The organism is Kutzneria kofuensis (assembly GCF_014203355.1).
Lineage (GTDB): Bacteria > Actinomycetota > Actinomycetes > Mycobacteriales > Pseudonocardiaceae > Kutzneria > Kutzneria kofuensis.
Map to the genome: position 1 here is coordinate 244,864 of NZ_JACHIR010000001.1, position 20,747 is coordinate 265,610.

Below are 20,747 nucleotides of genomic sequence, written 5' to 3' on the forward strand. Positions count from 1 at the left end.
ACCGGTAGACCAGCCTCCCGCCGCTCACGGTGCCCACGAGCGGGCACAAACTTAGGCGACCCTAACAAAACTAAGGCTGCTGTACCATCGGTTAGCCTTACCTAATTCAGTACCAACCGGAGGCATGGTGCGGCCAGACCCCGAAGGCGTCGCTCTCGCGCGACGTCCGCCACAGCAGGCGGCCCGCGCGCTCGGCCTGCTGACCGCGGTCGGCGTGTTGGTCCTCCTGTGCCTGCTCAGCATCTGGCTGGGATCCAAGGAGATCTCGTTCGGCGACGTCTGGCGCGTGCTGCTGCACAACGACGGCTCGGCCGACGGCGTGATCATCCACAGTGTCCGGATGCCGCGCACCGTCCTCGCGGTGCTGGTCGGCGCGGCGCTCGGCCTGGCCGGCACCGTCATGCAGGCGCTGACCCGCAACCCCCTGGCCGACCCGGGCCTGCTCGGCGTCAGCGCCGGGGCCGCGTTCGCCATCGTGTCCTCGATCACCGTGCTCGGCGTGAGCTCGCTGTACGGCTACATCTGGTTCGCCTTCGCCGGGGCGCTCGCCGCCACCGCCGTCGTCTACTTCCTCGGCACCCGGGGCAATGCCGGCGCCAATCCGGTCAAGCTCACGCTGGCCGGCGCGGCGGTGACCGCGCTGCTCGGCTCGTTCACCAGCGCGATGGTCCTGTCCGACCCGGTCGCGCTCAACCGCTACCGGTTCTGGTCGGCCGGCTCGCTGGCCGGCGTGGACAGCGGGCAACTGCTGCAGGTGCTGCCGTTCCTGCTGGTCGGCATGGTACTGGCGATCGCAGGCGGCCCGGCGCTGAACAGCCTCGCCCTCGGCGACGACGTGGCCGTCGCGCTCGGCCGGCGGCTCGGCCCGCTGCGGCTGCGCGGCGCGCTGGCGATCACGCTGCTCACCGGCGCGGCCGTCGCGGTCGCCGGGCCGATCGTGTTCCTGGGCCTGATCGTCCCGCACGCCGTGCGGTTCGCGCTCGGCCCGGACCACCGCTGGCTGCTGCCCTACTCCGCGGTGCTCGCGCCGTGCCTGCTGCTGGCCGCCGACATCCTCGGCCGGATCCTGGCCCGGCCCGGCGAGATCCGGGCCGGCGTGATCGTCGCGTTCGTCGGCGCGCCGATGTTCATCTACCTGGTCCGCCGGCGCAAGCAGCTGGAGTCCTGACATGAGCCTGCTCCGGCACGACCACGTCACCGTCCGCCTGACCACACTCCCGGTGTCCGCCCGGGTGCGGCCACGGCTGGTCGTCGTCTGCGTTGTCCTCGCCGCGCTGGCGTTCCTCCTGTGCTGCCTCGGCATGACGATCGGCGACGTCCCGCTCGGACTGTCCGATGTGGTGCCGGCCGTGTTGGGCGGCGGTGACAGCGCGACCGCGTACATCGTGCAGGAGCTGCGGCTGCCCCGGGCGCTGACCGGGCTGCTGGCCGGGCTCGCGTTCGGCGCGTCCGGCGCGGTGTTCCAGACCATCACCCGCAACCCCCTGGCCAGCCCGGACATGATCGGCATCAACGCGGGCGCGGCGACCGCGGTGGTCGCCGGCATCGCGTTCGGCTTCGGCGACGGGCTCGGCACCACCACGCTCGGCCTGCTCGGCGGGCTGCTCACCGGGCTGCTGGTGTACGTGCTGGCGTGGCGGCGCGGCACCACCGGCTACCGCATCCTGCTGGTCGGCATCGGCGTGTACGCGATGTGCACCAGCCTCACCGACTACCTGCTCAGCCGCGCGCAGATCACCGAGGCGCAGGCGTCGATCGGCTGGATGGTCGGCAACCTCGCCAACCGCGGCTGGGAGAACGTGGCGCCGCTGTTCGCCGCGTTCGTCGTGCTTTTCCCACTGGTGCTGGGATTGTCGCGGTGGATGAGCACCCTGCAGCTCGGCGACGAGATCGCCGCCGGGCTCGGCACGCCGGTGCAGCCCGTGCGGCTCAGCCTGCTGCTCGCCGGCGCCGGGCTCGTCGCGTTCGCGACGGCGTCCGCCGGGCCCATCTCGTTCGTCGCGCTGACCGCACCGCAAATCGCGCAACGGCTGGCCCGGCTGTCCGCGCCGCCCGTCACCGCGTCCGCGCTCGGCGGCGCGGTTCTCGTGCTGGGTAGCGACATCCTCGCGCGCGTGATCACCCCGTCCGGGCTGCCGGTCGGCATCGTGACCGGCGCGCTCGGCGCACCGGTCCTGCTCTGGCTGCTGGTCAGGGCCAATCGTTCCGGCTCCGGAGGCTGACACATGACATCGGACACGCCATCCCTGCGGGTGCGGGGCCTGCGCGTCGCCTACGACGACCGGATCGTCATCGACGGGCTCGACCTGGACATCCCGCCCGGGCAGATCACCGCCATCGTGGGCGCGAACGCGTGCGGCAAGTCCACGCTGCTGCGCACGCTGGCCCGGCTGCTCGCACCGAGGGCCGGCGGGGTCTACCTCGACGGCAAGTCCATCCATGAGTTGCCCACCCGGCAGGTCGCCCAGCGGCTGGGCATCCTGCCGCAGTCGCCGGTCGCCCCCGAGGGCATGACCGTCGCCGACCTCGTCGGCCGTGGCCGTGCCCCACACCAGACCTGGTGGCGCCAGTGGTCCACTTCGGACGAAGGCGCCGTGCGGGATGCGTTGACTGCCACGCAGATGACCGACCTCGCCGACCGTAGGGTGGACGAGTTGTCCGGTGGGCAGCGGCAGCGGGCGTGGATCGCCATGGCCGTCGCGCAGGGCACGCCCGTGCTGCTGCTGGACGAGCCCACGACGTACCTGGACCTCGCGCACCAGATCGACGTGCTGGACCTGGTCGTGGACCTCAACCGGGACGAGGGCCGGACGGTGGTGATGGTGCTGCACGACCTGCCGCAGGCCTGCCGCTACGCCGATCACCTGATCGCCATGAAGGCCGGCCGGATCGTGGCGTCCGGCCGGCCGTCCGAGGTGATCACCGAGGAGCTGGTGGACACCGTGTTCGGCGTGCGCTGCCAGGTCACGCCCGACCCGGTCAGCGGCACGCCGATGGTGATCCCGATCAGCCGGCACCACCCGGCCCCGGCCTGAGCCCGGCGTTCGGAACGGACCATTCCTAAACTCCGAGTAGAGGAATGGTCCGTTCCGAACCTCAAGGGGTTGACGTGAGCTGGGGCGGGTGCTATTGGATGCTCACCGCGAACTCGTCGGGCTGAGGCGACGGCGAGATGGCGCGTCGGTTCACAATGGACGCCAGGATCTCGCCGACCCGCACGGCGGTGTTCGACAGCAGCGACGACGTGATGCCGTGCGTGTGCTCGGTGCCGCCCTGCAGGTAGATGCCGCCACGCACCGCCGCTTCCGTGGTGACCCGGTAGTCGCGCTCGACGCGCAGCCGGTCCTCGGCGTCCCGGACACACTGAGCGCCGAGCGCGCCGAGCAGCGGAGTCGGGTCGGCCGGCAGATAGCCGGTGGCGTAGATGACGGCATCGGCGTCGAGGATCGTGCGCTCGCCCGTGGTCAGCGACTCGATGGCCGCCGTGACCGTGGCGCCGGTGTCGAGCACCTCGACCGGCCGGGACACGTTGAACAGCCGCAGCCGCTGCGTGCCGAGCACCTTCTCCCGGTAGACGCGACGGTAGAGCTCGTCGATCAGGTCGATGTCCACCGCCGAGTAGTTCGTCGAGCCGTGGTAGCGCATCAGCCGGTCCTTCACCGGCTCGCCCGCCCGGTAGAAGTGGTCGACCGCCTCGGGATCGAAGATGCGGTTCGCGAAGGAGCTGTCGTCGGCGGGGCTGTAGCCGTAGCGGGCGAACACCGCGCATACCTCGGCCCGTGGGAACTCGTCGTGCAGCAGGGCCGCGACCTCGGCGGCGCTCTGCCCCGCGCCGACGACGACAAAGCGCCGGGGATCGGCGTTCTTCAGCCTTTCGACCCGGTGCAGGAGCTCGCTGTTGTGCCAGATGCGAGGCCCGACGGTGACGCCGTCGGGCAGCTGCGGCCGCAAACCCGTGCTCATCACCAGGTTGCGGGCCCGCAGCGTCGCGCCGTCCGAGGTCGCGACGTCGAAGAAAGCGATTTCCGCGCCGTCGAGGACGGGCCGGACGTCGACCACCTCGACGCCGTAGGAGACGACGTCGTCGACCTTGGCCGCGGCCCACTCGAAGTAGTCGTGGAACTCGACCCGCAGCGGGAACAGGTTCTTGTGGTTGATGAAGTCGACGAGCCGGCCGACCGAGTGCAGGTAGTTCACGAAGCTGAACTCGCTGGTCGGATTGCGCATCGTGACCAGGTCCTTGAGGAACGACACCTGCATCGTGGCGGTGTCGATCAGCATCCCCCGGTGCCATCCGAAGCGCGGCTGTCGTTCGAGGAAGTGCGCGGTCACCGGCTCGGCCGCGCCCGCGTTGTGCTCGGCGAGCGCGATCGCGAGCGCCAGGTTCGACGGCCCGAACCCCACCCCGACGACGTCGTAGATCGGGACCTGTTCGCCGGCCTCAGCACTCATGTCGCTCCCTCGATGTCCGCCCCAGTTCAGGGAACCCTAACCTAACTTAGGTCAGCCTATCCTAGTACGTTGGTGGTGATGTTCGCCCCGCCCCTCGTCAAGAGTTAAGGCATCCCGGCGGCCGTCCGGCGGCGCAGAATCGAACCGGACGACAGCCGCTTATGGGAGTACCGTGCCGACGATTCCCGCCCCGAGATCCACCTGCGACCCGCTCCACGCCGCCGACACCTTCATCGTCTCGCTGCACACCGTCGTCCACGCGCCGAGGCAGACCGCCCGCACCCGCGCCGTGCTCCGGGCCTGCCGCGACGGCGTGGACCGGTTCGCACCCGGCATCGACGCCGGCGCCCGCGTGATCGACACCCGGAACTGCCGCGCCGTCGACGGGGTTCTCCTGCTGGACAACCGACTCTCCGCCGGCGAGACCTGCATCGTCGAGTACGAGGTGAGCCGCCCGCCCGCCGACCACTGGGAACAGGTGCTCACCACCTCCGCCTGGGATCTCGTGATCCAGGTCCGCTTCCACCCCGCCGCCGCGCCGGCGCGCTGCCTGGGGTACCAGGAGACCGCCGACCGCGTGATCGAGACGCCGGTCGCGTTGACCGGTGGGCAATCCGCGCACATCGTCACGTTGGACGCCCGCCCCGGGGTCCACGGCATCCGCTGGGAATGGCACCCCGGCGAGTCACGCTCTCGGACACTGCGAATGTAGGTTTCGCGCAGAACCGAGCCCAGCGGCCCAGTTCTGCCTGATTCTTACATTCGGTGTGCCGGAGAGCGTGACTCGCGGGGGTCAGGCGAGGGCGTTGCGGATCAGTTCCAACTGGGCGACGATCCACGGCAGCTCAGCGGGATTGTCGCTGCGCAGGGCCTGTTCCTTCTGCTCGTCGGTGTCGCCGTAGAGCTGGCTGGTGGCGACGCGGATCATGCAGGCCGAAGGGTCGTCGCCGAAGGAGGACCCGGGGAGAACGACGACGCCGTTGCGGGACAAGAGATGTGCGGCGACGTCCCGGTCGGTGGCGAAGCCGGGGACGTGGGGATAGAGGTAGAAAGCGCCGTCCGGGGGCGGCGTGCCGAAGAGCGAGGCGACGGCGGAAGCGACACGGAGGTGGAGGTTTCGGCTCTGAGCAACGCGTTCGACCAGGGCCGGCGGCTCGGCGAAGGCCACGGCGGCGGCGTGTTGGACGGGGCGCGAGGGGGCGGACCACACCTCGCTGGCGAAGTCGACGACCCGGGAGCGCAGGTGCGGGTCGGCGAAGCGGGCGACGCCGAGACGCCAGCCGCCGAGGGCGAGGTTCTTGCTCAGGCCAGAAGTCACGACCACGCGATCGGGCGAAACCGAGGCGGGGCTGAGGAAGTCGGCGGAGGTGAGGTCACGGTAGATCTCGTCGGAGACGATGAGCAGGTCGTGCCGCTCGGCGACGGCGCACAGGTCACGGATGACGGAGGGCGGCGCGAGGCGGCCGGTGGGGTTGTCGGGAAGCGTCACGACAACGGTGGAAAGCTTGAGCCCACGAGCGACGGCGTCCAGTTCGGACGGGTCGGGCACGCCGCCGACGCTGCGGATCCGAATCGTGTCGAGGCCCTGCATGGCGGCCTGCGCGGCGTAGCTGACCCAGCTCGGCTTCGGCAGCGCGACGCCGCCGCCCCGAGCGCCGAGAATCGCCCACAGCAGCGGCTTGCTGCCGGGACCGGCGACAACCTGTGACGCCTCCGTCGGCACGCCGCGCCGGGACCAGTAACCGGCGGCGGCCTCGAGCAACGCAGGGATGCCGGCGACCGGACCGTATCCGGCGCTGCCGGCGGCGTCGGCGAGGGCCGCGGTGAGCAGCGGATGCACGGGCAGGCCGGCTTCACCAAAGCCGAGCGGCACCACGGGAAGGCCGTTCGCTCGGCGGTGGGCGATCGTGTCGTTGGCGGCAAGGGTCGCGGAGACGGGCATGCCCTCACGGTGCCGCCCGCCGAGCATCACGTACAGCGCGAATACCTGCCGTCGAGCGTAAGCTTTCCCGATGCTCGAACTCCGCCGCCTCGCACTCCTGCACCACTTCGCCGCCCTGGGCAGCATCGCCGCGGTCGCCGCCGCGACCGGCTACTCGGCGTCGGCGGTGTCGCAGCAGCTCGCCGTGTTGGAAAGGGAAGCGGGGGTTGCCCTTCTGGAACGGTCGGCCCGCAGCGCCGCCCTCACCGAGGCCGGCCAGCGCCTCGCGGCCCACGCCGCCACGGTTCTCGACGCCGTCGAGGCTGCCGAGGCGGACCTCGCGCAGGCCGCGAACGACACCACAGGCCGAATCGTCGTCAGCACGATTCCCACGGTCGCCGTCGCGGTCGCGCCGCGCCTGGTCGCCATCCGAGGGCCGCAGGTCGTGCTGCGCCAGTACGTCGACGAGGAAGCCTTGGAACGCCTACGCACCCGCGAGGTCGACATCGCCGTGGTCGACTCCTGGCGGCCGACGCCGCCCGAACCCGGTCTGCTTCGCACCGAGCTGATGGAGGACCCGCTCGTCATCGCCGGCCCCGTCGACCACCCGACCTGGCTCGTCGCCCCCGCCGACCAGCCGTCCCGCCGCACCGCCGAACAAATCATGGCGGAGCTCGGCGTGGAACCCGATTCCCGATGGGAGTTCATGGGTCTCGCCACCATCGCCAGCCTGGTCGCCGCCGGCGTCGGCGCCGCCGTCCTGCCCCGCCTCGCGCTGCTGCACGTCGACGTCCCGACCACGCCGACCGGCCGCTCGCGCCGTATCGACGCGGTGATCCGGACCGGCTCCCAGGGCCGCCCGGCCGTCACCGCCGTCATGGACGCCCTGACCTCGATCGCGTGATCACGCGGCGTGCTGAGCTTCCTCGACAACACGGGCACGCACGGCATCACCGGCGGCGTGTAGCGACTGGCCGAGCGTCCACAGCGCGACGCCGATCAACACGATGTCCTTGAGCAGGAACTGGCCCGGTTGGGCGGAGAACACCGGGAAGAAGCCGGCCGCGAAGGTCACCACGACTCCCTTGGTGCTGAACAGAAAGCTCAGCGTGCAGACGAACAGCGCCACCGCGATCGCGCTACCCGCCGCCGACACGCGCGGCAGCCGGAGCCCGCAGGCGATCAGGATCGCGGTGACGATCTCGGTGGTGCCCAGCGCGTAGGCGACCGCCTGCGGGCTGAGGAAGTCGTAGATCCAGCTGAGCAGCGGACTCTGCTCGATCAGCACCCGGCTGTCCATCTTGACGTACTTGCCGCCGCCGAACAGCGCCAGCACCGCGACCAGCCCGTAGCGGCTGACGAAACTTCCCACCCTGGTCACGGTTTTCCCGAATTCCGACACGTGCTCGGATCCCTTCGCCTCGGCCTGACGCCACCGAACCTATCGGGGTCGCGGCGGCGTCCGGCCGGTCAGCGAAGATCCATAACACTCACGTAATCAGTAGCCGGGGAACACCCGGCGCAGGTCGTCCAGGGTGACGGAACCGGTCACCCGCACGGATTCCGGGGTGTGCTCGGCGGCGTGCCGGCCGGAGAACAGCCGGACAAGGTACTCGGTGGGCGCGGTGAGCTTCGCGTCGGCGGCGGCCGGCACGTCGGTCAGCTCCACCACGTCGTCGATGACCAGGCCGAAGTCGCGGTCCGGGACGGTGGCCCGCACGGCGACGGTGACGGCGCCGTCGACCTGGTCGGCCTTGCCGGCGAAGCGCAGCAGCGGGCCGAAGGTGTCGATCAGCAGCACGGCCGCGTCACGGGCGACGGTCGCGGCGGGGTCGAAGGTGACGTTGACGTCCCAGACGTGCAGGGCGAACTCGGTGAGCCGCATGCCCGCGTGCCCCGCCACGTCGAGCGGCTGCGGCATGAAGCCGACGTCGATCCGCAGCTGCTCGAGCGCGGTCGCGTCCAGCGCCTCGTAGGCGCTCACCAGCTCCTCGTTCACGGCCGGGAACTCGGCGACCTGCTGCTCCGGCGTCATGCCGTCCCAGCGCGCCCACACCTCCTTGTTGAAGTCCATGCCCGGGTTGCCGCTGCCGGCGAGGGCGCCGTCCAGCGAGGCCTTGCTGATCACGGCGCCGCTGCCGAGGTGGCTGACCACCTGCGCCACGGTCCACTCCCGGGCGCCGGAGGTGCGCACGATGTCCTCCGACCCCAACTCGGCCAGCCGCGCGACGAGTTCGTCATGCCCGCGGCGCAGCGCGGCGATGGTCTGGGCGGCTCGACTGCTCATTACGTGCCTCCGTGAGCTTGGTACGGTCGCCGTCCAACATAGTCGCTAGTAGCGGGCAGAGTTCCGCAGCCGGGAGCCCATCTTGGCGATGAAGGCCAGGGCGGTCTCCTCGTCCTTGTCGGGCACGCCGATGACGACCTCGTCCACGCCCAGCGCGGAGAGGTGGTCGACGCGCTCGGGGGTGGCACGGTCCAGAGCCACGATGTACGGCTTGCCGGACCTGCCGGCCTTGGCCCAACGCTCCATCAGCAGCCGGACACTGCCGTCGACGTCGCCCTCGCCGGGAGTGGTGATCCAGCCGTCGGCGTGGGCGGCGATCCAGTCGAAGGTGCGCTCGGTGCCGCCGGCGCCGATCAGCAGGGGCAGGTGCGGCTGGACGGGCTTGGGATAGGCCCAACTGTCGCCGAAGGACACGAACTTCCCCTGGTACGAAGCGACATCGGAGGTCCACAGGGCCCGCATGGCCTCGACGTACTCGCGAAGCGCGGTGTAGCGGTAGCGCCCGGGGATGCCGTGATCCGCCAACTCGTCGGTGTTCCAGCCGAAGCCGGCGCCGAGGGTGACGCGGCCGTCGGAGAGGAAGTCGAGGGTGGCGATGGTCTTGGCCAGGGTGATGGGGTCGGACTCGACGGGCAGCGCGACGGCAGTGGCGAGGCGGATGGTGGAGGTGACGGCGGCGGCGGCGCCGAGGCAGACCCAAGGGTCGAGGGTCCGCAGGTAGCGGTCGTCGGGCAGCTCGGCGCCGCCGGTCCGAGGGTGGGCGGCGTCGCGCCGCACGGGGATGTGCGTGTGCTCGGGCACGTAGAACGAGTAGAAGCCGGCGTCCTCGGCCGCCTGGGCGCACACGGCCGGACGGACGCCCCGGTCGCTGCTGAACAGCACCACCCCGAACCTCATGACACCTCGCAAACTAGAACGTGTTCTAGTTCACCATAGCCGCACGGGTACCGGACGTCGATGCCGCCGGACGGCGGTGTGCCGGCGGCGAACCCCGGCGATAGGTTCCGCCGAGTCGCGAGGGAGGAAACGTGCGAAGTCTGCTGGCGGTCGCCCTGTACGCGCTGACCACGGCGGTGACGCCACCGCAGCCGGTCACGATCGACCTGCTCACGGCCAGCGGAACCGGCTGCCTCGCGTCCACGACGGCAATCGCGATCTCCCCCGACAACGTGGCGTTCACGGTGACCTACAGCGACTTCGCCGTGCAGGGGAACGGCAAGTCGGCGCACAAGGACTGCACGCTGACGGTCCGGGTGAACCAGCCGCCGGGCTACACGTACGGCATCGACGAGACGGACTTCCGCGGCTTCGCCCACCTGGACGACGGCGCACGCGGCGTCGAGACGGCCACCTACCGCTTCACGGGCATGCCGACCAGGCACAGCACGCAAACGTTCGCCGGTCCCAAGGACGACGACTGGCAGGTCACCGACCGGCCGGACGCGGGCTCGGTCGTGCACGGCCCGTGCAACGACCGCAAGCCGCTCACCATCACCGCCGACCTCAAGCTCGACGGCAAGTCCGCGTCCAGCTTCATGACCATGGACTCGACCGACGGGGCGGTGAGCGCACGGTTCCACCTGTCCTGGCTCAAGTGCTGACGATGGCCGTCACGACCAGGCCGTCGCGGACCAGGAACCGGCCCTCGAAACCGGTCAGCGCCTCGCCGCGGACCAGCGGCGGCTCCACCAGCAGCTCGACCGAGAACCTGTTCTCGTCGGGATGGAAGGTCAGCCGGGCGTCGCCGAAGCCGAGCCACTTCTCGGTCAGCGGGAACCACGCCTTGTACACGCTTTCCTTGGCGCTGAACAGGATCCGGTCCCAGTGCGTACCGGCCGGCAGCCCGGCGAGCATCTCGCGCTCCGAAGGCAGCGTGACGACGCCGAGCACGCCGTCGGGCAGCTCGGCGTAGGTCTCGGCGTCGATGCCGACGGTCAGCACCTCATCGGCACGCGCCACCGCCGCCGCGCAGTAGCCCTTGGTGTGCGTGATGCTGCCGACGATGCCGGCCGGCCACAGCGGCTGACGCTTCTCGCCGCGCAGGATCGGGACCTCGGGCAGGCCGAGCTTGCCCAGCGCCCGGCGGGCGCACGTGCGGGCGATGGTGTACTCCCGCACCCGCTTCTCCACGGCCTTGGCGACGCCCGGTTCCTCCTCGGGCAGCAGCCGGGCGTCGGGGTCGTCGCCGAGCACGTCGGCCGACACCACCTCGGCGGGCAGCAGGTCCTCGATCACGGTGACGACGTTACCGGTCCCGGCGGAAGATGAGGGCCAGCACGCGGAGGACGCCGGCCGTTCTCCAGTGCGCCGGCGATGCGTTCCACCCGACGCGGCAGCCGCCGCAGCATCGGCACGAGCGTCACAGCAGGACCGCGATCACGCCGGCGGCCAGCAGGACGAAGTTCAGCACGTTCCCCACGAGGCCGCAGGCTACGGCGAACGGACCTAGCGCGAAGGTCGAACGGTCCCGCACGATGTGCACGGCTGCCACCACTCGACTGGAGCAGCCTCATGTCACGACGCCTCACCCTGCCAGTGGTCGCCGCGCTCGCGCTCTTGGGCACCCCCGCGTTCGCCGCCACGCCCGGCGCCGTCAGCGCCGACTTCGTCCAGACCTCCGCCTGGGGCGGCGGGTATCAAGGTCAGTACACGATCACCAACCAGAGCAATCACGGGATCAGCAGCTGGAAGGTCGAGTTCGACCTACCCGCCGGCACCACGGTCTCCTCGTCCTGGGACGCCACCGAGACCGTGTCCAACAACCACTACACGTTCACCAACAAGAGCTACAACGGAACCGTCGCGGCCGGGGCCACGGCCGCCTTCGGCTTTGTCGCCAGTGGATCGGGCTTGCCGGGGAACTGCCTGCTGAACGGGGCCACCTGCGCCGGGGTCGTCGACACCACGCCGCCGTCGGCGCCGGGCAACCTGAGAGCCGGCACGGTGACCAGCACCGGCGTCGCGTTGAGCTGGTCGGCTGCCACGGACAACGTCGGTGTCACCGGGTATGACGTGTACAAAGGGTCGACGAAGGCCTTGACCGTCGCGGGTACGTCGGCGACGGTCACCGGGCTGGCACCGTCCACCTCGTACACCTTCACGGTCAGGGCGCACGACCTCGCCGGAAACCAGTCGGCGGCGTCCAACGCGATCTCGGTGACCACGGCCGCCGGGACGGGCAGCGGCAGCACCTGGCCGCTGAAGGTCGCGCCGTACGTGGACATGGGGTCGTGGCCGACCCCCGTGCTCACCGACACCGCCAACGCCTCCGGGCTGCAGAACTTCACACTGGCCTTCGTCACCGGCAACGGGTGCAAGGCGTCGTGGTTCAACGCCTACGATCCGACGACCGGCTGGGACCGCGACGACATCGACGCGCTGCGGGCGCAGGGCGGGGACGTGACGATCTCCTTCGGCGGCGAGGCGGGAACCGAGCTGGCGGGGTCGTGCACCGACCAGGCGCAGATCCAGCAGCAGTACCAGGCGATCATCACCGCCTACGCGACGAGCCGGCTCGACTTCGACATCGAGGGGGCCGCGGTCGTCGACCACACGGCGGTGGACCGGCGGAACGCGGTGCTGGCCAAGGTGCAGGCGGCGAATCCGGGACTGCAGATCTCCTACACGCTGCCGGTGATGCCGGACGGTTTGACCTCCGACGGCACGTACATCGTGCAGTCCGCGGTGAACCATGGCGTGAACGTCAGCCTGGTGAACGTGATGGCGATGGATTACGGCCAGCACGACGGCGTGGACATGGGGCTGAAGGCCCAGCAGGCCGCGCAGGCGACTCACGACCAGCTCAAGGCGATCTACCCGAGCAGGACCGACGCCCAGTTGTGGGGCATGGTCGGCGTGACCCCGATGCTCGGCGTCAACGACGACGGCTCCACGTTCACCCTGGCCGACGCGTCGGCGCTGGTCGGCTACGCCAACGGCAAGCACCTCGGCGAGCTGGCGTTCTGGGAGGCCACCCGGGACCGGAACGCGTGCAACGGCAGCCTGACCGACTGCACCAACGTGCCGCAGCAGCCGTGGGACTTCAGCAAGCGGTTCGAGGGATTCACCGGCTGACCCGGTTCGGCGGCGTCCCCCGTCAGCTCTGGCGGGGGTCGCCGTCGACGAGCAGCTGCCCGTTGTGGCGAATCACCTTGATGTTCTTGTGCTGGGTGACCGGCCCCTGCCCGTTCTTCGTGTACGTCACGTCGACCGGGACATTGTCCGAGCCGTCGGGATTCGCGGTCACGCCCTGGGCGTTGTTGGCGACGACGTTGCTGTACTGGGCCCAGTAGGCGTTGAACGCGTCCTGGCTGCCGAACAGCGCCTGCGCGTTCGGCGACAGCATGGCCCAGTTCCCGGCCGGGCCGTTGCCCTGGTCGTAGAAGTTGATGACCAGCTGGCCGGCCTGGCCGAAGTCGATCGGGCCGCCGTTGGGATCGTTGGTGACGCTGGTCGGGGCGGTGGTCGTGGTGGTGGTCGTCGTCGTGCTGGACGGGCTGCTGCTCGTGCTCTGCGTCGTGGCCGACGTCGTCGGCGCCGCCGACGTGGTGGTCGTGGACGACGCCGGCGGCTGCTGTCCCGCGCTGGTCGCCGGCGGGTTCGACGTCACCGGCGGCGTGGTGGTGCCGTTGTTGTTCACCGTCGCGATCACGATCAGCCCGGCCGCGATCACCACCACGGCGACGACCAGCCCGATGATGATCGTCCGCCGCGAGGCCGGCTTCTCCTCCGGCGGCTGCCGCACGTCCTGTTTGGTCGTCTGGTCGGCCGGCAGCGTCGCCGTGGCCAGGAACAGCGCGGGCGGCTCGGCCGCGACCGCGGTCGTCTCCGCGGCCAGCACCGCGGTCCGCGGCACCGGCGTCCACGTCACCGGGCGGCCCGCGCCGATCTCGGTCAGCGCGTCCGCCGCCTCCCGCATGGTCGGCCGCGCCTCGGGCTCCGCGTCCAGCATTCCCATCAGCAGGTCGGTGGCGACGCCGGCCTGCTTCGGCGGCGGCACCTTGCCGGTGGCGACGGCGTGCAGCAGGGCCAGCGGGTTCTGGCTGGTGCCGAACGGCGGCCGGCCCTCGACCGCGTTGTACAGCGTCGCGCCGAGGGAGAAGACGTCCGCCGCCGGGCTCGGGTCGTGGCCCCGCGCCACCTCGGGCGCCAGGTAGGCCGGCGTGCCGGCCGAGATGCCGGTCTGCGTGACCGTCACGTCCCCGACCGCCCGCGAGATGCCGAAGTCGGTGATCTTGGCGGTGCCGTTCTCGGTGAGCAGGATGTTCGCCGGCTTCACGTCGCGGTGCACGATGCCGGCCGCGTGCGCCGCGGACAGCGCCGACGCCACCTGCGCGCAGATCTTGGCGGCCTCCTCGGGCGAGAGCGTGCCGCGCTCGGCCAGCACCGAGGACAGGCTGCGGGACGGCAGGAACTCCATCACCAGGCAGGGCTCGCCGTCGTTCTCGGCGACGTCGAACACGGTGATCGCGTTGGGGTGCTGGAGCCGGGCGGCGATCCGGGCCTCGCGCATGGCCCGCCGCCGCGCCTCGTCGGACTCCTGCTCGGACAGGCCGGGCTGGAGCACGAGCTGCTTGATCGCGACCATGCGCTCGAGACGCTCGTCCCTGGCCTGCCAGACGACGCCCATGGCGCCGCTGCCCACCCGTTCGACCAGCCGGTAATGCCCGGCGATCAGCTGCCCCGTGTCGATGACCGATTACTCCTCGTGAACACCCCGACCCGCACTTCCCGCGATGGGTCACACAATAGCGACCATGTATTACTACGGGGAGTAGGTGTTGGCCACACCCGACCCGGGTCCACTATGGACGTCCGGCGGTACGTTGACCAGCATGAGGACAGCGATTGTGACCGGCGCGGGCGCCGGCATCGGAGCCGCGGTGGCGGTGGCCCTGCTGGAGGCCGGCTACCACGTGGCGCTGGCCGGGCGGCGCGAGCACACCTTACGGGAGACCGCGGGCGACCACCCGAACGCCCTGGTCGTGCCCACCGACGTGGCCGTCGAGGCGCAGGTGGACGCCCTGTTCGACACCGTGGAGAGCACCTGGGGCCGGCTCGACCTCCTGGTCAACAATGCCGGCACGAACGGTCGGGCCGCGCCCGTCGAGGACATGTCGGCCGAGATGTGGTCGAAGGTGATCGGCACCAATCTGACCGGGTCCTTCCTGTGCGCCCGTGCCGCCTTCCGGGTGATGAAACGGCAGCGGCCACGCGGTGGCCGGATCATCAACAACGGTTCGCTGTCCGCGCACGTGCCGCGGCCCAACTCGGTCGCCTACACCGCGAGCAAGCACGCCGTGACCGGCCTGACCAGGGTCTTGTCGCTGGAGGGCCGGCAGCACGACATCGCCTGCGGCCAGATCGACATCGGCAACGCGGAGACGGCGATGACCGCCCGAATGGCCGACGGCGTGCCACAGGCCGACGGCTCCATTCGGCCGGAACCGCGAATGGACGTCTCCGCGGTGTCCGACGCGGTGCTCTACATGGCGGGGTTGCCGTTGACCGCCAATGTGCAGTTCATGACGGTGATGGCGACGGCGATGCCATTCATCGGCCGAGGCTGACACAATCAAGGCCGCTCATGGGACGATCCCATCGTGCCCTGTCAGGACGAAGCTGAATACGACTCAACTTGTTACTCCGTTCAGTGGGCCACATTTTTCGCATTTGCGGCTACCGTGGGTCGCACCCGCCCCCCAGTCGTGGAGTATTGGGAAGGACACCCATGCTGAAAACGCTGGCCGCAACCGGTGTGGTTTTCTCCCTGTTGCAAACCATCCAACCGTTTGCGTGGACCACCCCTCCGCCGCCCGACAAGATTGTCATCGACGTCGCGACGGTCAACGGCTCCGGGTGCCCGGCCGGCACGGCCGCGGTCGCCGTAGCCCCGGACAACACGGCGTTCACCGTGACCTACAGCAGCTACACGGCACAGGTCGGGGTGGGCGCGCTGCCGACCGACCTGCGGAAGAACTGTCAGCTGAATCTGCGGGTTCACGTGCCGTCAGGATTCACGTATGCGATCGCCGAGGCCGATTACCGCGGCTTCGGCCATCTGGAGAAGGGTGCCTCCGGACAGGAGCGTGCGAACTACTACTTCCAGGGTAACGCGCCGACGTCGTACATTTCCCACAACCTCAACGGCCCGTTCGACGACGACTGGCAGAACACCGACACCACCGATATCGGCTCCCTGGTCTGGGAGCCCTGCGGCCAGGAACGCAACTTCAACATTAACACCGAACTGCGGGTATCCGCCGGAACGTCCAACACGAAGACGACAACCAGCTTCCTGAGCATGGACTCGACGGACGCCAGCATTACGACCATTTACCACTTCGCGTGGAAGACCTGCCCCTGACGGTCAACGACAATGGGACACCCCGTGCCGCCACCGGCCGCACGGGGATCCCGCATGCCCGACTCGAGCGCGGACCGCTCAGGCCAGGTCCAGTAGGCGGCGGCAGCGCTGCACCGCGTCCGACGGGCCGCTGATGGTCAGTTCCCCGGCCGCCAACGCGTCCTCGGCCGTCACCTGTCCCGCCCCTAACCGAACCAGCGTCACGGCATCGGCCGTCGCCACCACCGAGGCCGATCCCGCCCGGCCGGCGGCGGCCTGGACACGGCCGTCGCGGACCTCGAAACGGAACACCTCGTCGTCGACGTGGAACTCGTAGTCCTCGTCGACGTCGCCGGCCCGGTCCTCGCGCAGGCGCGTCTCGGCGGCGAGGAAGCCCCAGCGCGGCCGGACGGCGTCCACAGTGGACTTGTCGGGGGTGAAGCCGAAGCCCCACCGGGTGAGGTCGAGCACCACCGGCCGCAGCAGCCCGCCGGCCTCGGTCAGCTCGTAGGCGGTCCGGCCCGGGCACTGCCGGATGACGCCCTTGTCGACCAGGAACTTCAGCCGGTCGGCGAGCAGGTTGGTGCCCAGCCCGGGCAGGTCGGCCAGCAGGTCGCTGTAGCGGCGCGGCCCGAGCAGCAGCTCCCGCACGATCAGCAGGGTCCACCGCTCCCCCAGCACGTCGAGGGCGGCCGCGAGGCCGCAGTACTGGTGGTAGGCGCGCCGGATGTTCAAGATCCTCACCTCCCCCGAGACATCACTCTAGCCGAAAGTTTGCTCATACAACCTTATCGGCGGGAACGGTCACGGGCGGCGGAATCGCCCAGTTCGAGGTGTTCTTCCACGTATCGGTCGAAGGGCCGGCGGGCGTCAGGCCGATCGGCGCACGTGCTCGGCGGGGTTCTGCACGATCCGGTTGACCACGGACCCGGCCGCGCCGCGCACCGCGGCCTCCCAGCCGAGCCGGGACACCACCACCCGCGGCTCCGTCCACCGGGCGCCCAGCACGCGTGTGGACAGCTCCGCCTCCACCGGCTCCCGCAGCCACGGCGCCAGCAGCGCGAACATGCCGCCGAGCAGCACGGCGTCCAGGTCCAGCAGGTTGACCATGCCGGCCAGCGCCACGCCCAGTGCCTCGCCCGCAGTCTCCACGGCGTCGACCGCCCGCTCGTCGCCGGCCTCGGCCCGCTCCACCAGCCGTGCCAGCGGACCGGCCGGCGTGGCCACGGTCGTGCCGGTCCGGGGCGGCAGACCCGCCGCGCGCAGGATCGCCTCCTGGCCGGCGATCGCCTCCAGGCAGCCGCGCGCCCCGCAGCCGCAGACGGGGCCGTCCGGGTGGACCGTGACGTGGCCGAGCTCGCCGGCGAATCCGTTGCGGCCGCGGAACAGCTCGCCGCCGACGATCACGCCGGCGCCGATGCCGATCTCGCCCGAGACGTGGATGAAGTCGGTGCGGGGCGGCTCGCCGAACCACAGCTCCCCCAGTGCCGCCAGGTTCGCCTCGTTCTCCACGCTCACCGGCGGCCAGCCGCGCCGCGACAGCTCCTCGACGAGCCGGACCTGGGTCCAGCCGAGGTTCGGGGCGGAGGCGAGCAGCCCCTCGGCCGTGCGGACCAGACCCGGCACCGCCGCCACGACACCGGCTACCGGCAGGCCCGCGGCCAGAGCGCAGTCCAACGCCGTGTCGACCAGGCCGGCCGCCTCGGCCAGGACCTCGCCCACGGGCCGGTCCCGGTTGTCCGCCAACGTCACCGCCTGGTGCCGCGGCCGCCCGGACAGGTCGAGCACGCAGCACGCGAGGTAGTCGACGTTGATCTCGATGCCGATGCCGACCGGGCCGTCCGGGTTCAGCCGCAGCGCCTGCCCGGGCCGGCCGACGCTGTTGCCGGCCGGGCCGGCCTCCACGATCAGCTCGTGCCGGGCCAACTCGTCGACGAGGCTGGAGACGGTCGCCTTGGTCAGTCCGGTCGCCGCCGCCACCTCGGCCCGGGAGACGCCGTCGCCGTCGGCGATGCAGCGCAGCACCACACCCAGGTTGTGGTCGCGCATCCCCTGCTGGCGGACGGGGACACCGGCGGTTTCGCTCACCTGGCGGAGTCTACGTAGTCGGGCGGCGGGGATGACCACGTCGTCGGTGGTGGCGCGGGCCTGGGCCAGGCGCCCCGCTCCCGCGCGCTCGACGCACCGTCACCCGCCGACGACTCACCTCCGGGGTGAGCATTCCTCACTCCTGCCGATCCCGCCTTACTGTGAAAGGCTTTTCTGGCGTTTTTGTCACGATCATGAGCAATTCACTGTCACGGTGGTGACGATTACTGACCGGAGTCAAAACCGGGCCCCGTATGGCAGAATCGCCGAACACCGACAGTTCTGGGGATGAAGCCATGAGAACGACCGCCGAACGGCTGCCCAGGGAATTGGCGACACTGATCAGACCTCAGCTGCCACCGCTGGCCGAGGACATCATCCACACCATCCGGGCCACCATCCCGGAGTACGCGAAGCCGCTGGACGGCTGCTACGGGCAGGCCATTCGGCTCGGCGTCAACCAGGCGCTGACGCAGTTCGTGGACCGCATCGCCGACCCCGACCGGCCGCGCGCCGACTTCGCCGAGGTGTACCGACAGCTCGGCCGGCTGGAGGCCAGCGAGGGCCGCAGCCTCGACTCGTTGCAGAAGGCCTACCGACTCGGCACCCGGGTCGCGTGGCGGCACCTGATCCGGTTCAGGCAGCGCAGCGGGTTGCCCACCGCCATGATGTTCACGCTCGGCGAGGCCACGCTGGCCTACGCCGACGAGCTGATCGCGCTGTCCGTGGAGGGCTACGCCGACATGCAGGCGCGCAGCGCGCAGGGCCTGCAGCGGCGGCGCAAGCGCCTGCTGCGGCTGCTGATCAGCGAGGAGGAGCGGGACCGCGCCGAGGCCGCCGAACTCGCGGCCGCCGCCCGCTGGCCGCTGCCCGCGCAGCTGTGCGTGGCCATGCTGGACCGGGTCGGCGGGCCCGCCGAGGCTCCTCAACTGCCCGACACCATTCTCGCCGACTTCCAGGGCACGCAGGCGTGCCTCGTGGTGCCCGATCCCGACGACGCCGACTGGTGGTCGCGCTGCGCCGACGCGCTGGCCGGCTGGCGGGTCGTGATCGGACCGACCACCGCGCTGGCCGACGCCGCCAAGTCGTACCGGCACGCCCAGCTGGCCCGGGAGCTGGTGCGGCGCAACACCATCGAGGACAGCTCCCCGGTGCGCTGCGTCGACCACCTGTCCACGCTGTGGCTGCTCACCGACGAGTTCCTGGTGGAGCAGCTCATCCGCAAGCGCCTGGCTCCGCTGGCCCCGCTGACCGACAAGCAGCACAAGCGGCTCGGCGAGACCCTGCTGGCGTGGTTGGAGACCCGCGGCGGCGCCCCCGAGATCGCCGCCCGGCTCCGCGTGCACCCGCAGACCGTGCGCTATCGCATGCGGCAGGTGGAAAGGCTGTTCGGCGACCAGCTCCGCTGTCCCGACGCCCGATTCGAGCTGGAGGTGGCGCTGCGCGCCGCCTCCCTGACCGAATCGCCGCCGCAGGAACAGGAGGCCCGAGAAGCCGGCTGACCCCGGCGAGTCACGCTCAGCGGCACACCGAAATGCGGGTTCGCGCCACATCCGTCGCCGCCCGCCACCGGCCTCGACGGCACGGGAACGCCAGCCGCGAGCAACCGGCATGAGTCATGACCACAAGTTCCTGACATCGCCGCCGTAGCCTGCCGCCATGCGAACCGCATTCGGTATCGGAATTCTGTTGGCCGGCACGGTTTTCGCCGCGCCGGCGGCGGCAGCGGACAACGTGGTGGTGCACCAGGAGGCGGTCAGCGCCGCCGATCAGCAGGCGGTGCTGGCCTACTGGACGACGGAGCGCATCAAAGCGCTGATCGTGCCGTCCACTGTGCACAATCCGCCCAAGGCCGGCCCGGACGGCGCGCCGTGGACCGGGGAGAACCGGACGATCGGCCGGCTGTTCTTCACCGACCACGGCGAGGACGCCAGCTGCACGGCGACGGTCGTGACCAGCGCCAACCGCAGCACGGTGGTGACGGCCGGGCACTGCGTGAACAACACGGACCTGTTGGGCGACAACAACGCCTGGAACACCAACGTGCTGTTCATCCCCGGCTATCACGACGGTCGGGCGCCGTACGGGAAGTTCGTCGGCCGGCTCGGCGTGGCCGACGCGACCTGGCTGCGGAACGATCAGCAGGACGGGGCCAAGTACGACGCCTACGACCAGGCGTTTGTCGTGCTGAACCCGAACCAGCAGGGCAAGCGCGTGCAGGACGCGGTCGGGGCGGCCCAGCGCATCGGCTTCGACCGGCCGGGCGACACGGTCGAGTTCCAGTTCGGCTATCCCCGCGCCAGCAGCGATCCCGCCCGCGACAACCTGCCCGAGTACACCGGTGAGGAGTTGGCCTACTGCCACGGCGTGGCCAAGCAGTACCCCGGCACGCCCGACTATCCGGACTCGCCCGGCCAGTGGGGTCCGGCCTGCACGATGGGCGGCGGCTCCAGCGGCGGCCCCCGGATCACCGACTTCCACCACGGCATCGGAACGGTGGTCGGCAACAACACGCACGCCGGCTTCTTCACCACCGGAACGGACAACGTCTGCACCACGCCGGACCACACGGGGTGCACCCGATACCTGGTGGGACCGCAGTTCGATTCGACGATTTCGAAACCGCTCTACGAGCGGGCCCAGCACTTGTGACG

General features: G+C 70.5%; 21 protein-coding genes. 11 read left to right on the top strand and 10 right to left on the bottom strand.

The genetic code is table 11. The annotated features are described in order from the left end of the window. The first annotated feature begins 127 nt into the window (after positions 1–127). From BJ998_RS01085 to BJ998_RS01095, 3 genes are read left to right on the top strand one after another with little or no spacing between them, the layout of a single operon-like run. Entirely contained in the window at positions 128–1,168 is a 1,041-nt protein-coding gene (locus BJ998_RS01085; protein WP_312890532.1) for a FecCD family ABC transporter permease, read from the top strand. A 1-nt stretch (position 1,169) separates the two neighbouring features. Continuing rightward, on the top strand, positions 1,170–2,222 hold the full coding sequence (locus BJ998_RS01090) for a FecCD family ABC transporter permease (protein ID WP_184857637.1): 1,053 nt from the start codon (positions 1,170–1,172) through the stop codon (positions 2,220–2,222). A 3-nt stretch (positions 2,223–2,225) separates the two neighbouring features. Beyond that, positions 2,226–3,035, top strand: a complete 810-nt coding sequence (locus tag BJ998_RS01095) for an ABC transporter ATP-binding protein (RefSeq protein ID WP_184857639.1) — start codon at positions 2,226–2,228, stop codon at positions 3,033–3,035. A 91-nt stretch (positions 3,036–3,126) separates the two neighbouring features. On the opposite strand, the gene BJ998_RS01100 is transcribed toward BJ998_RS01095, so the two are convergent. Beyond that, on the bottom strand, positions 3,127–4,452 hold the full coding sequence (locus tag BJ998_RS01100; protein WP_184857642.1) for a lysine N(6)-hydroxylase/L-ornithine N(5)-oxygenase family protein: 1,326 nt from the start codon (positions 4,450–4,452) through the stop codon (positions 3,127–3,129). A gap of 172 nt (positions 4,453–4,624) precedes the next feature. Between BJ998_RS01100 and BJ998_RS01105 the strand changes: the two genes are divergently transcribed. Further along, entirely contained in the window at positions 4,625–5,164 is a 540-nt protein-coding gene (locus BJ998_RS01105) for a hypothetical protein (protein ID WP_184857644.1), read from the top strand. A gap of 81 nt (positions 5,165–5,245) precedes the next feature. Here BJ998_RS01105 and BJ998_RS01110 read toward each other — a convergent pair whose 3' ends face one another. Further along, positions 5,246–6,394, bottom strand: a complete 1,149-nt coding sequence (locus BJ998_RS01110) for a pyridoxal phosphate-dependent aminotransferase (protein ID WP_184857646.1) — start codon at positions 6,392–6,394, stop codon at positions 5,246–5,248. A 70-nt stretch (positions 6,395–6,464) separates the two neighbouring features. Here BJ998_RS01110 and BJ998_RS01115 point away from each other — a divergent pair, with 70 nt between their 5' ends. Next, entirely contained in the window at positions 6,465–7,277 is an 813-nt protein-coding gene (locus BJ998_RS01115; protein ID WP_184857648.1) for a LysR family transcriptional regulator, read from the top strand. Here the strand turns inward: BJ998_RS01115 and BJ998_RS01120 are convergent, their stop codons facing one another. The 3 genes from BJ998_RS01120 to BJ998_RS01130 all read right to left on the bottom strand — a co-directional run bounded on the left by BJ998_RS01120 (position 7,278) and on the right by BJ998_RS01130 (position 9,557). Next, positions 7,278–7,745: a DUF417 family protein gene (locus tag BJ998_RS01120; protein WP_345029099.1), complete on the bottom strand. Its 468-nt coding sequence runs from the start codon at positions 7,743–7,745 to the stop codon at positions 7,278–7,280. A gap of 126 nt (positions 7,746–7,871) precedes the next feature. Then, a complete protein-coding gene (locus BJ998_RS01125) occupies positions 7,872–8,660 on the bottom strand; it encodes a maleylpyruvate isomerase family mycothiol-dependent enzyme (protein ID WP_184857652.1) in 789 nt (262 codons plus the stop codon). A gap of 45 nt (positions 8,661–8,705) precedes the next feature. Next, positions 8,706–9,557: an LLM class F420-dependent oxidoreductase gene (locus BJ998_RS01130; protein ID WP_184857654.1), complete on the bottom strand. Its 852-nt coding sequence runs from the start codon at positions 9,555–9,557 to the stop codon at positions 8,706–8,708. A 131-nt stretch (positions 9,558–9,688) separates the two neighbouring features. Here BJ998_RS01130 and BJ998_RS01135 point away from each other — a divergent pair, with 131 nt between their 5' ends. Next, on the top strand, positions 9,689–10,261 hold the full coding sequence (locus tag BJ998_RS01135) for a DUF4360 domain-containing protein (RefSeq protein WP_184857657.1): 573 nt from the start codon (positions 9,689–9,691) through the stop codon (positions 10,259–10,261). Here the strand turns inward: BJ998_RS01135 and BJ998_RS01140 are convergent. Both BJ998_RS01140 and BJ998_RS48435 read right to left on the bottom strand, forming a co-directional pair. Next, positions 10,251–10,895: a 4'-phosphopantetheinyl transferase family protein gene (locus BJ998_RS01140; RefSeq protein ID WP_184857658.1), complete on the bottom strand. Its 645-nt coding sequence runs from the start codon at positions 10,893–10,895 to the stop codon at positions 10,251–10,253. The two genes, BJ998_RS01135 and BJ998_RS01140, sit on opposite strands and share 11 nt — an antisense overlap. A 124-nt stretch (positions 10,896–11,019) precedes the next feature. Continuing rightward, complete coding sequence (locus BJ998_RS48435) at positions 11,020–11,151, bottom strand: hypothetical protein (RefSeq protein WP_281392743.1); 132 nt, start codon at positions 11,149–11,151, stop codon at positions 11,020–11,022. Positions 11,152–11,171: 20 nt separating this feature from the next. Here BJ998_RS48435 and BJ998_RS01145 point away from each other — a divergent pair, with 20 nt between their 5' ends. Then, positions 11,172–12,734 carry a cellulose binding domain-containing protein gene (locus tag BJ998_RS01145; protein WP_184857660.1) on the top strand — a complete coding sequence of 521 codons (1,563 nt, stop codon included), beginning with the start codon at positions 11,172–11,174 and terminating at the stop codon, positions 12,732–12,734. A gap of 22 nt (positions 12,735–12,756) precedes the next feature. Here BJ998_RS01145 and BJ998_RS01150 read toward each other — a convergent pair whose 3' ends face one another. Continuing rightward, positions 12,757–14,289 carry a serine/threonine-protein kinase gene (locus BJ998_RS01150; RefSeq protein ID WP_246488492.1) on the bottom strand — a complete coding sequence of 511 codons (1,533 nt, stop codon included), beginning with the start codon at positions 14,287–14,289 and terminating at the stop codon, positions 12,757–12,759. Between the two features lie 205 nt (positions 14,290–14,494). On the opposite strand from BJ998_RS01150, the gene BJ998_RS01155 reads away from it, so the two are divergent. Together BJ998_RS01155 and BJ998_RS01160 are read left to right on the top strand one after the other, a co-directional pair. Next, on the top strand, positions 14,495–15,229 hold the full coding sequence (locus BJ998_RS01155) for an SDR family oxidoreductase (RefSeq protein ID WP_184857662.1): 735 nt from the start codon (positions 14,495–14,497) through the stop codon (positions 15,227–15,229). Between the two features lie 161 nt (positions 15,230–15,390). Next, positions 15,391–16,026: a DUF4360 domain-containing protein gene (locus tag BJ998_RS01160; RefSeq protein ID WP_184857664.1), complete on the top strand. Its 636-nt coding sequence runs from the start codon at positions 15,391–15,393 to the stop codon at positions 16,024–16,026. 78 nt (positions 16,027–16,104) lie between these two features. On the opposite strand, the gene BJ998_RS01165 is transcribed toward BJ998_RS01160, so the two are convergent. Both BJ998_RS01165 and BJ998_RS01170 read right to left on the bottom strand, forming a co-directional pair. Next, positions 16,105–16,740, bottom strand: a complete 636-nt coding sequence (locus BJ998_RS01165) for a winged helix-turn-helix transcriptional regulator (protein WP_184857666.1) — start codon at positions 16,738–16,740, stop codon at positions 16,105–16,107. Between the two features lie 135 nt (positions 16,741–16,875). Then, entirely contained in the window at positions 16,876–18,093 is a 1,218-nt protein-coding gene (locus BJ998_RS01170) for an ROK family protein (protein ID WP_312889865.1), read from the bottom strand. A 296-nt stretch (positions 18,094–18,389) separates the two neighbouring features. Here BJ998_RS01170 and BJ998_RS01175 point away from each other — a divergent pair, with 296 nt between their 5' ends. Both BJ998_RS01175 and BJ998_RS01180 read left to right on the top strand, forming a co-directional pair. Next, positions 18,390–19,595, top strand: a complete 1,206-nt coding sequence (locus tag BJ998_RS01175) for a PucR family transcriptional regulator (protein WP_184857668.1) — start codon at positions 18,390–18,392, stop codon at positions 19,593–19,595. A 157-nt stretch (positions 19,596–19,752) separates the two neighbouring features. Beyond that, positions 19,753–20,745: a trypsin-like serine peptidase gene (locus tag BJ998_RS01180; protein ID WP_184857670.1), complete on the top strand. Its 993-nt coding sequence runs from the start codon at positions 19,753–19,755 to the stop codon at positions 20,743–20,745. The last annotated feature ends 2 nt before the right edge of the window (positions 20,746–20,747 follow it).

What these genes read in the sequence shown, in the direction of transcription:
- BJ998_RS01090 (WP_184857637.1), top strand. Translation starts at nt 1,170, where the DNA reads ATGAGCCTGCTCCGGCACGACCACGTCACCGTCCGCCTGACCACACTC.
- BJ998_RS01095 (WP_184857639.1), top strand. Translation starts at nt 2,226, where the DNA reads ATGACATCGGACACGCCATCCCTGCGGGTGCGGGGCCTGCGCGTCGCC.
- BJ998_RS01100 (WP_184857642.1), bottom strand. Translation starts at nt 4,452, where the DNA reads ATGAGTGCTGAGGCCGGCGAACAGGTCCCGATCTACGACGTCGTCGGG.
- BJ998_RS01110 (WP_184857646.1), bottom strand. Translation starts at nt 6,394, where the DNA reads ATGCCCGTCTCCGCGACCCTTGCCGCCAACGACACGATCGCCCACCGC.
- BJ998_RS01115 (WP_184857648.1), top strand. Translation starts at nt 6,465, where the DNA reads ATGCTCGAACTCCGCCGCCTCGCACTCCTGCACCACTTCGCCGCCCTG.
- BJ998_RS01125 (WP_184857652.1), bottom strand. Translation starts at nt 8,660, where the DNA reads ATGAGCAGTCGAGCCGCCCAGACCATCGCCGCGCTGCGCCGCGGGCAT.
- BJ998_RS01130 (WP_184857654.1), bottom strand. Translation starts at nt 9,557, where the DNA reads ATGAGGTTCGGGGTGGTGCTGTTCAGCAGCGACCGGGGCGTCCGTCCG.
- BJ998_RS01145 (WP_184857660.1), top strand. Translation starts at nt 11,172, where the DNA reads ATGTCACGACGCCTCACCCTGCCAGTGGTCGCCGCGCTCGCGCTCTTG.
- BJ998_RS01150 (WP_246488492.1), bottom strand. Translation starts at nt 14,289, where the DNA reads ATGGGCGTCGTCTGGCAGGCCAGGGACGAGCGTCTCGAGCGCATGGTC.
- BJ998_RS01155 (WP_184857662.1), top strand. Translation starts at nt 14,495, where the DNA reads ATGAGGACAGCGATTGTGACCGGCGCGGGCGCCGGCATCGGAGCCGCG.
- BJ998_RS01160 (WP_184857664.1), top strand. Translation starts at nt 15,391, where the DNA reads ATGCTGAAAACGCTGGCCGCAACCGGTGTGGTTTTCTCCCTGTTGCAA.
- BJ998_RS01175 (WP_184857668.1), top strand. Translation starts at nt 18,390, where the DNA reads ATGAGAACGACCGCCGAACGGCTGCCCAGGGAATTGGCGACACTGATC.
- BJ998_RS01180 (WP_184857670.1), top strand. Translation starts at nt 19,753, where the DNA reads ATGCGAACCGCATTCGGTATCGGAATTCTGTTGGCCGGCACGGTTTTC.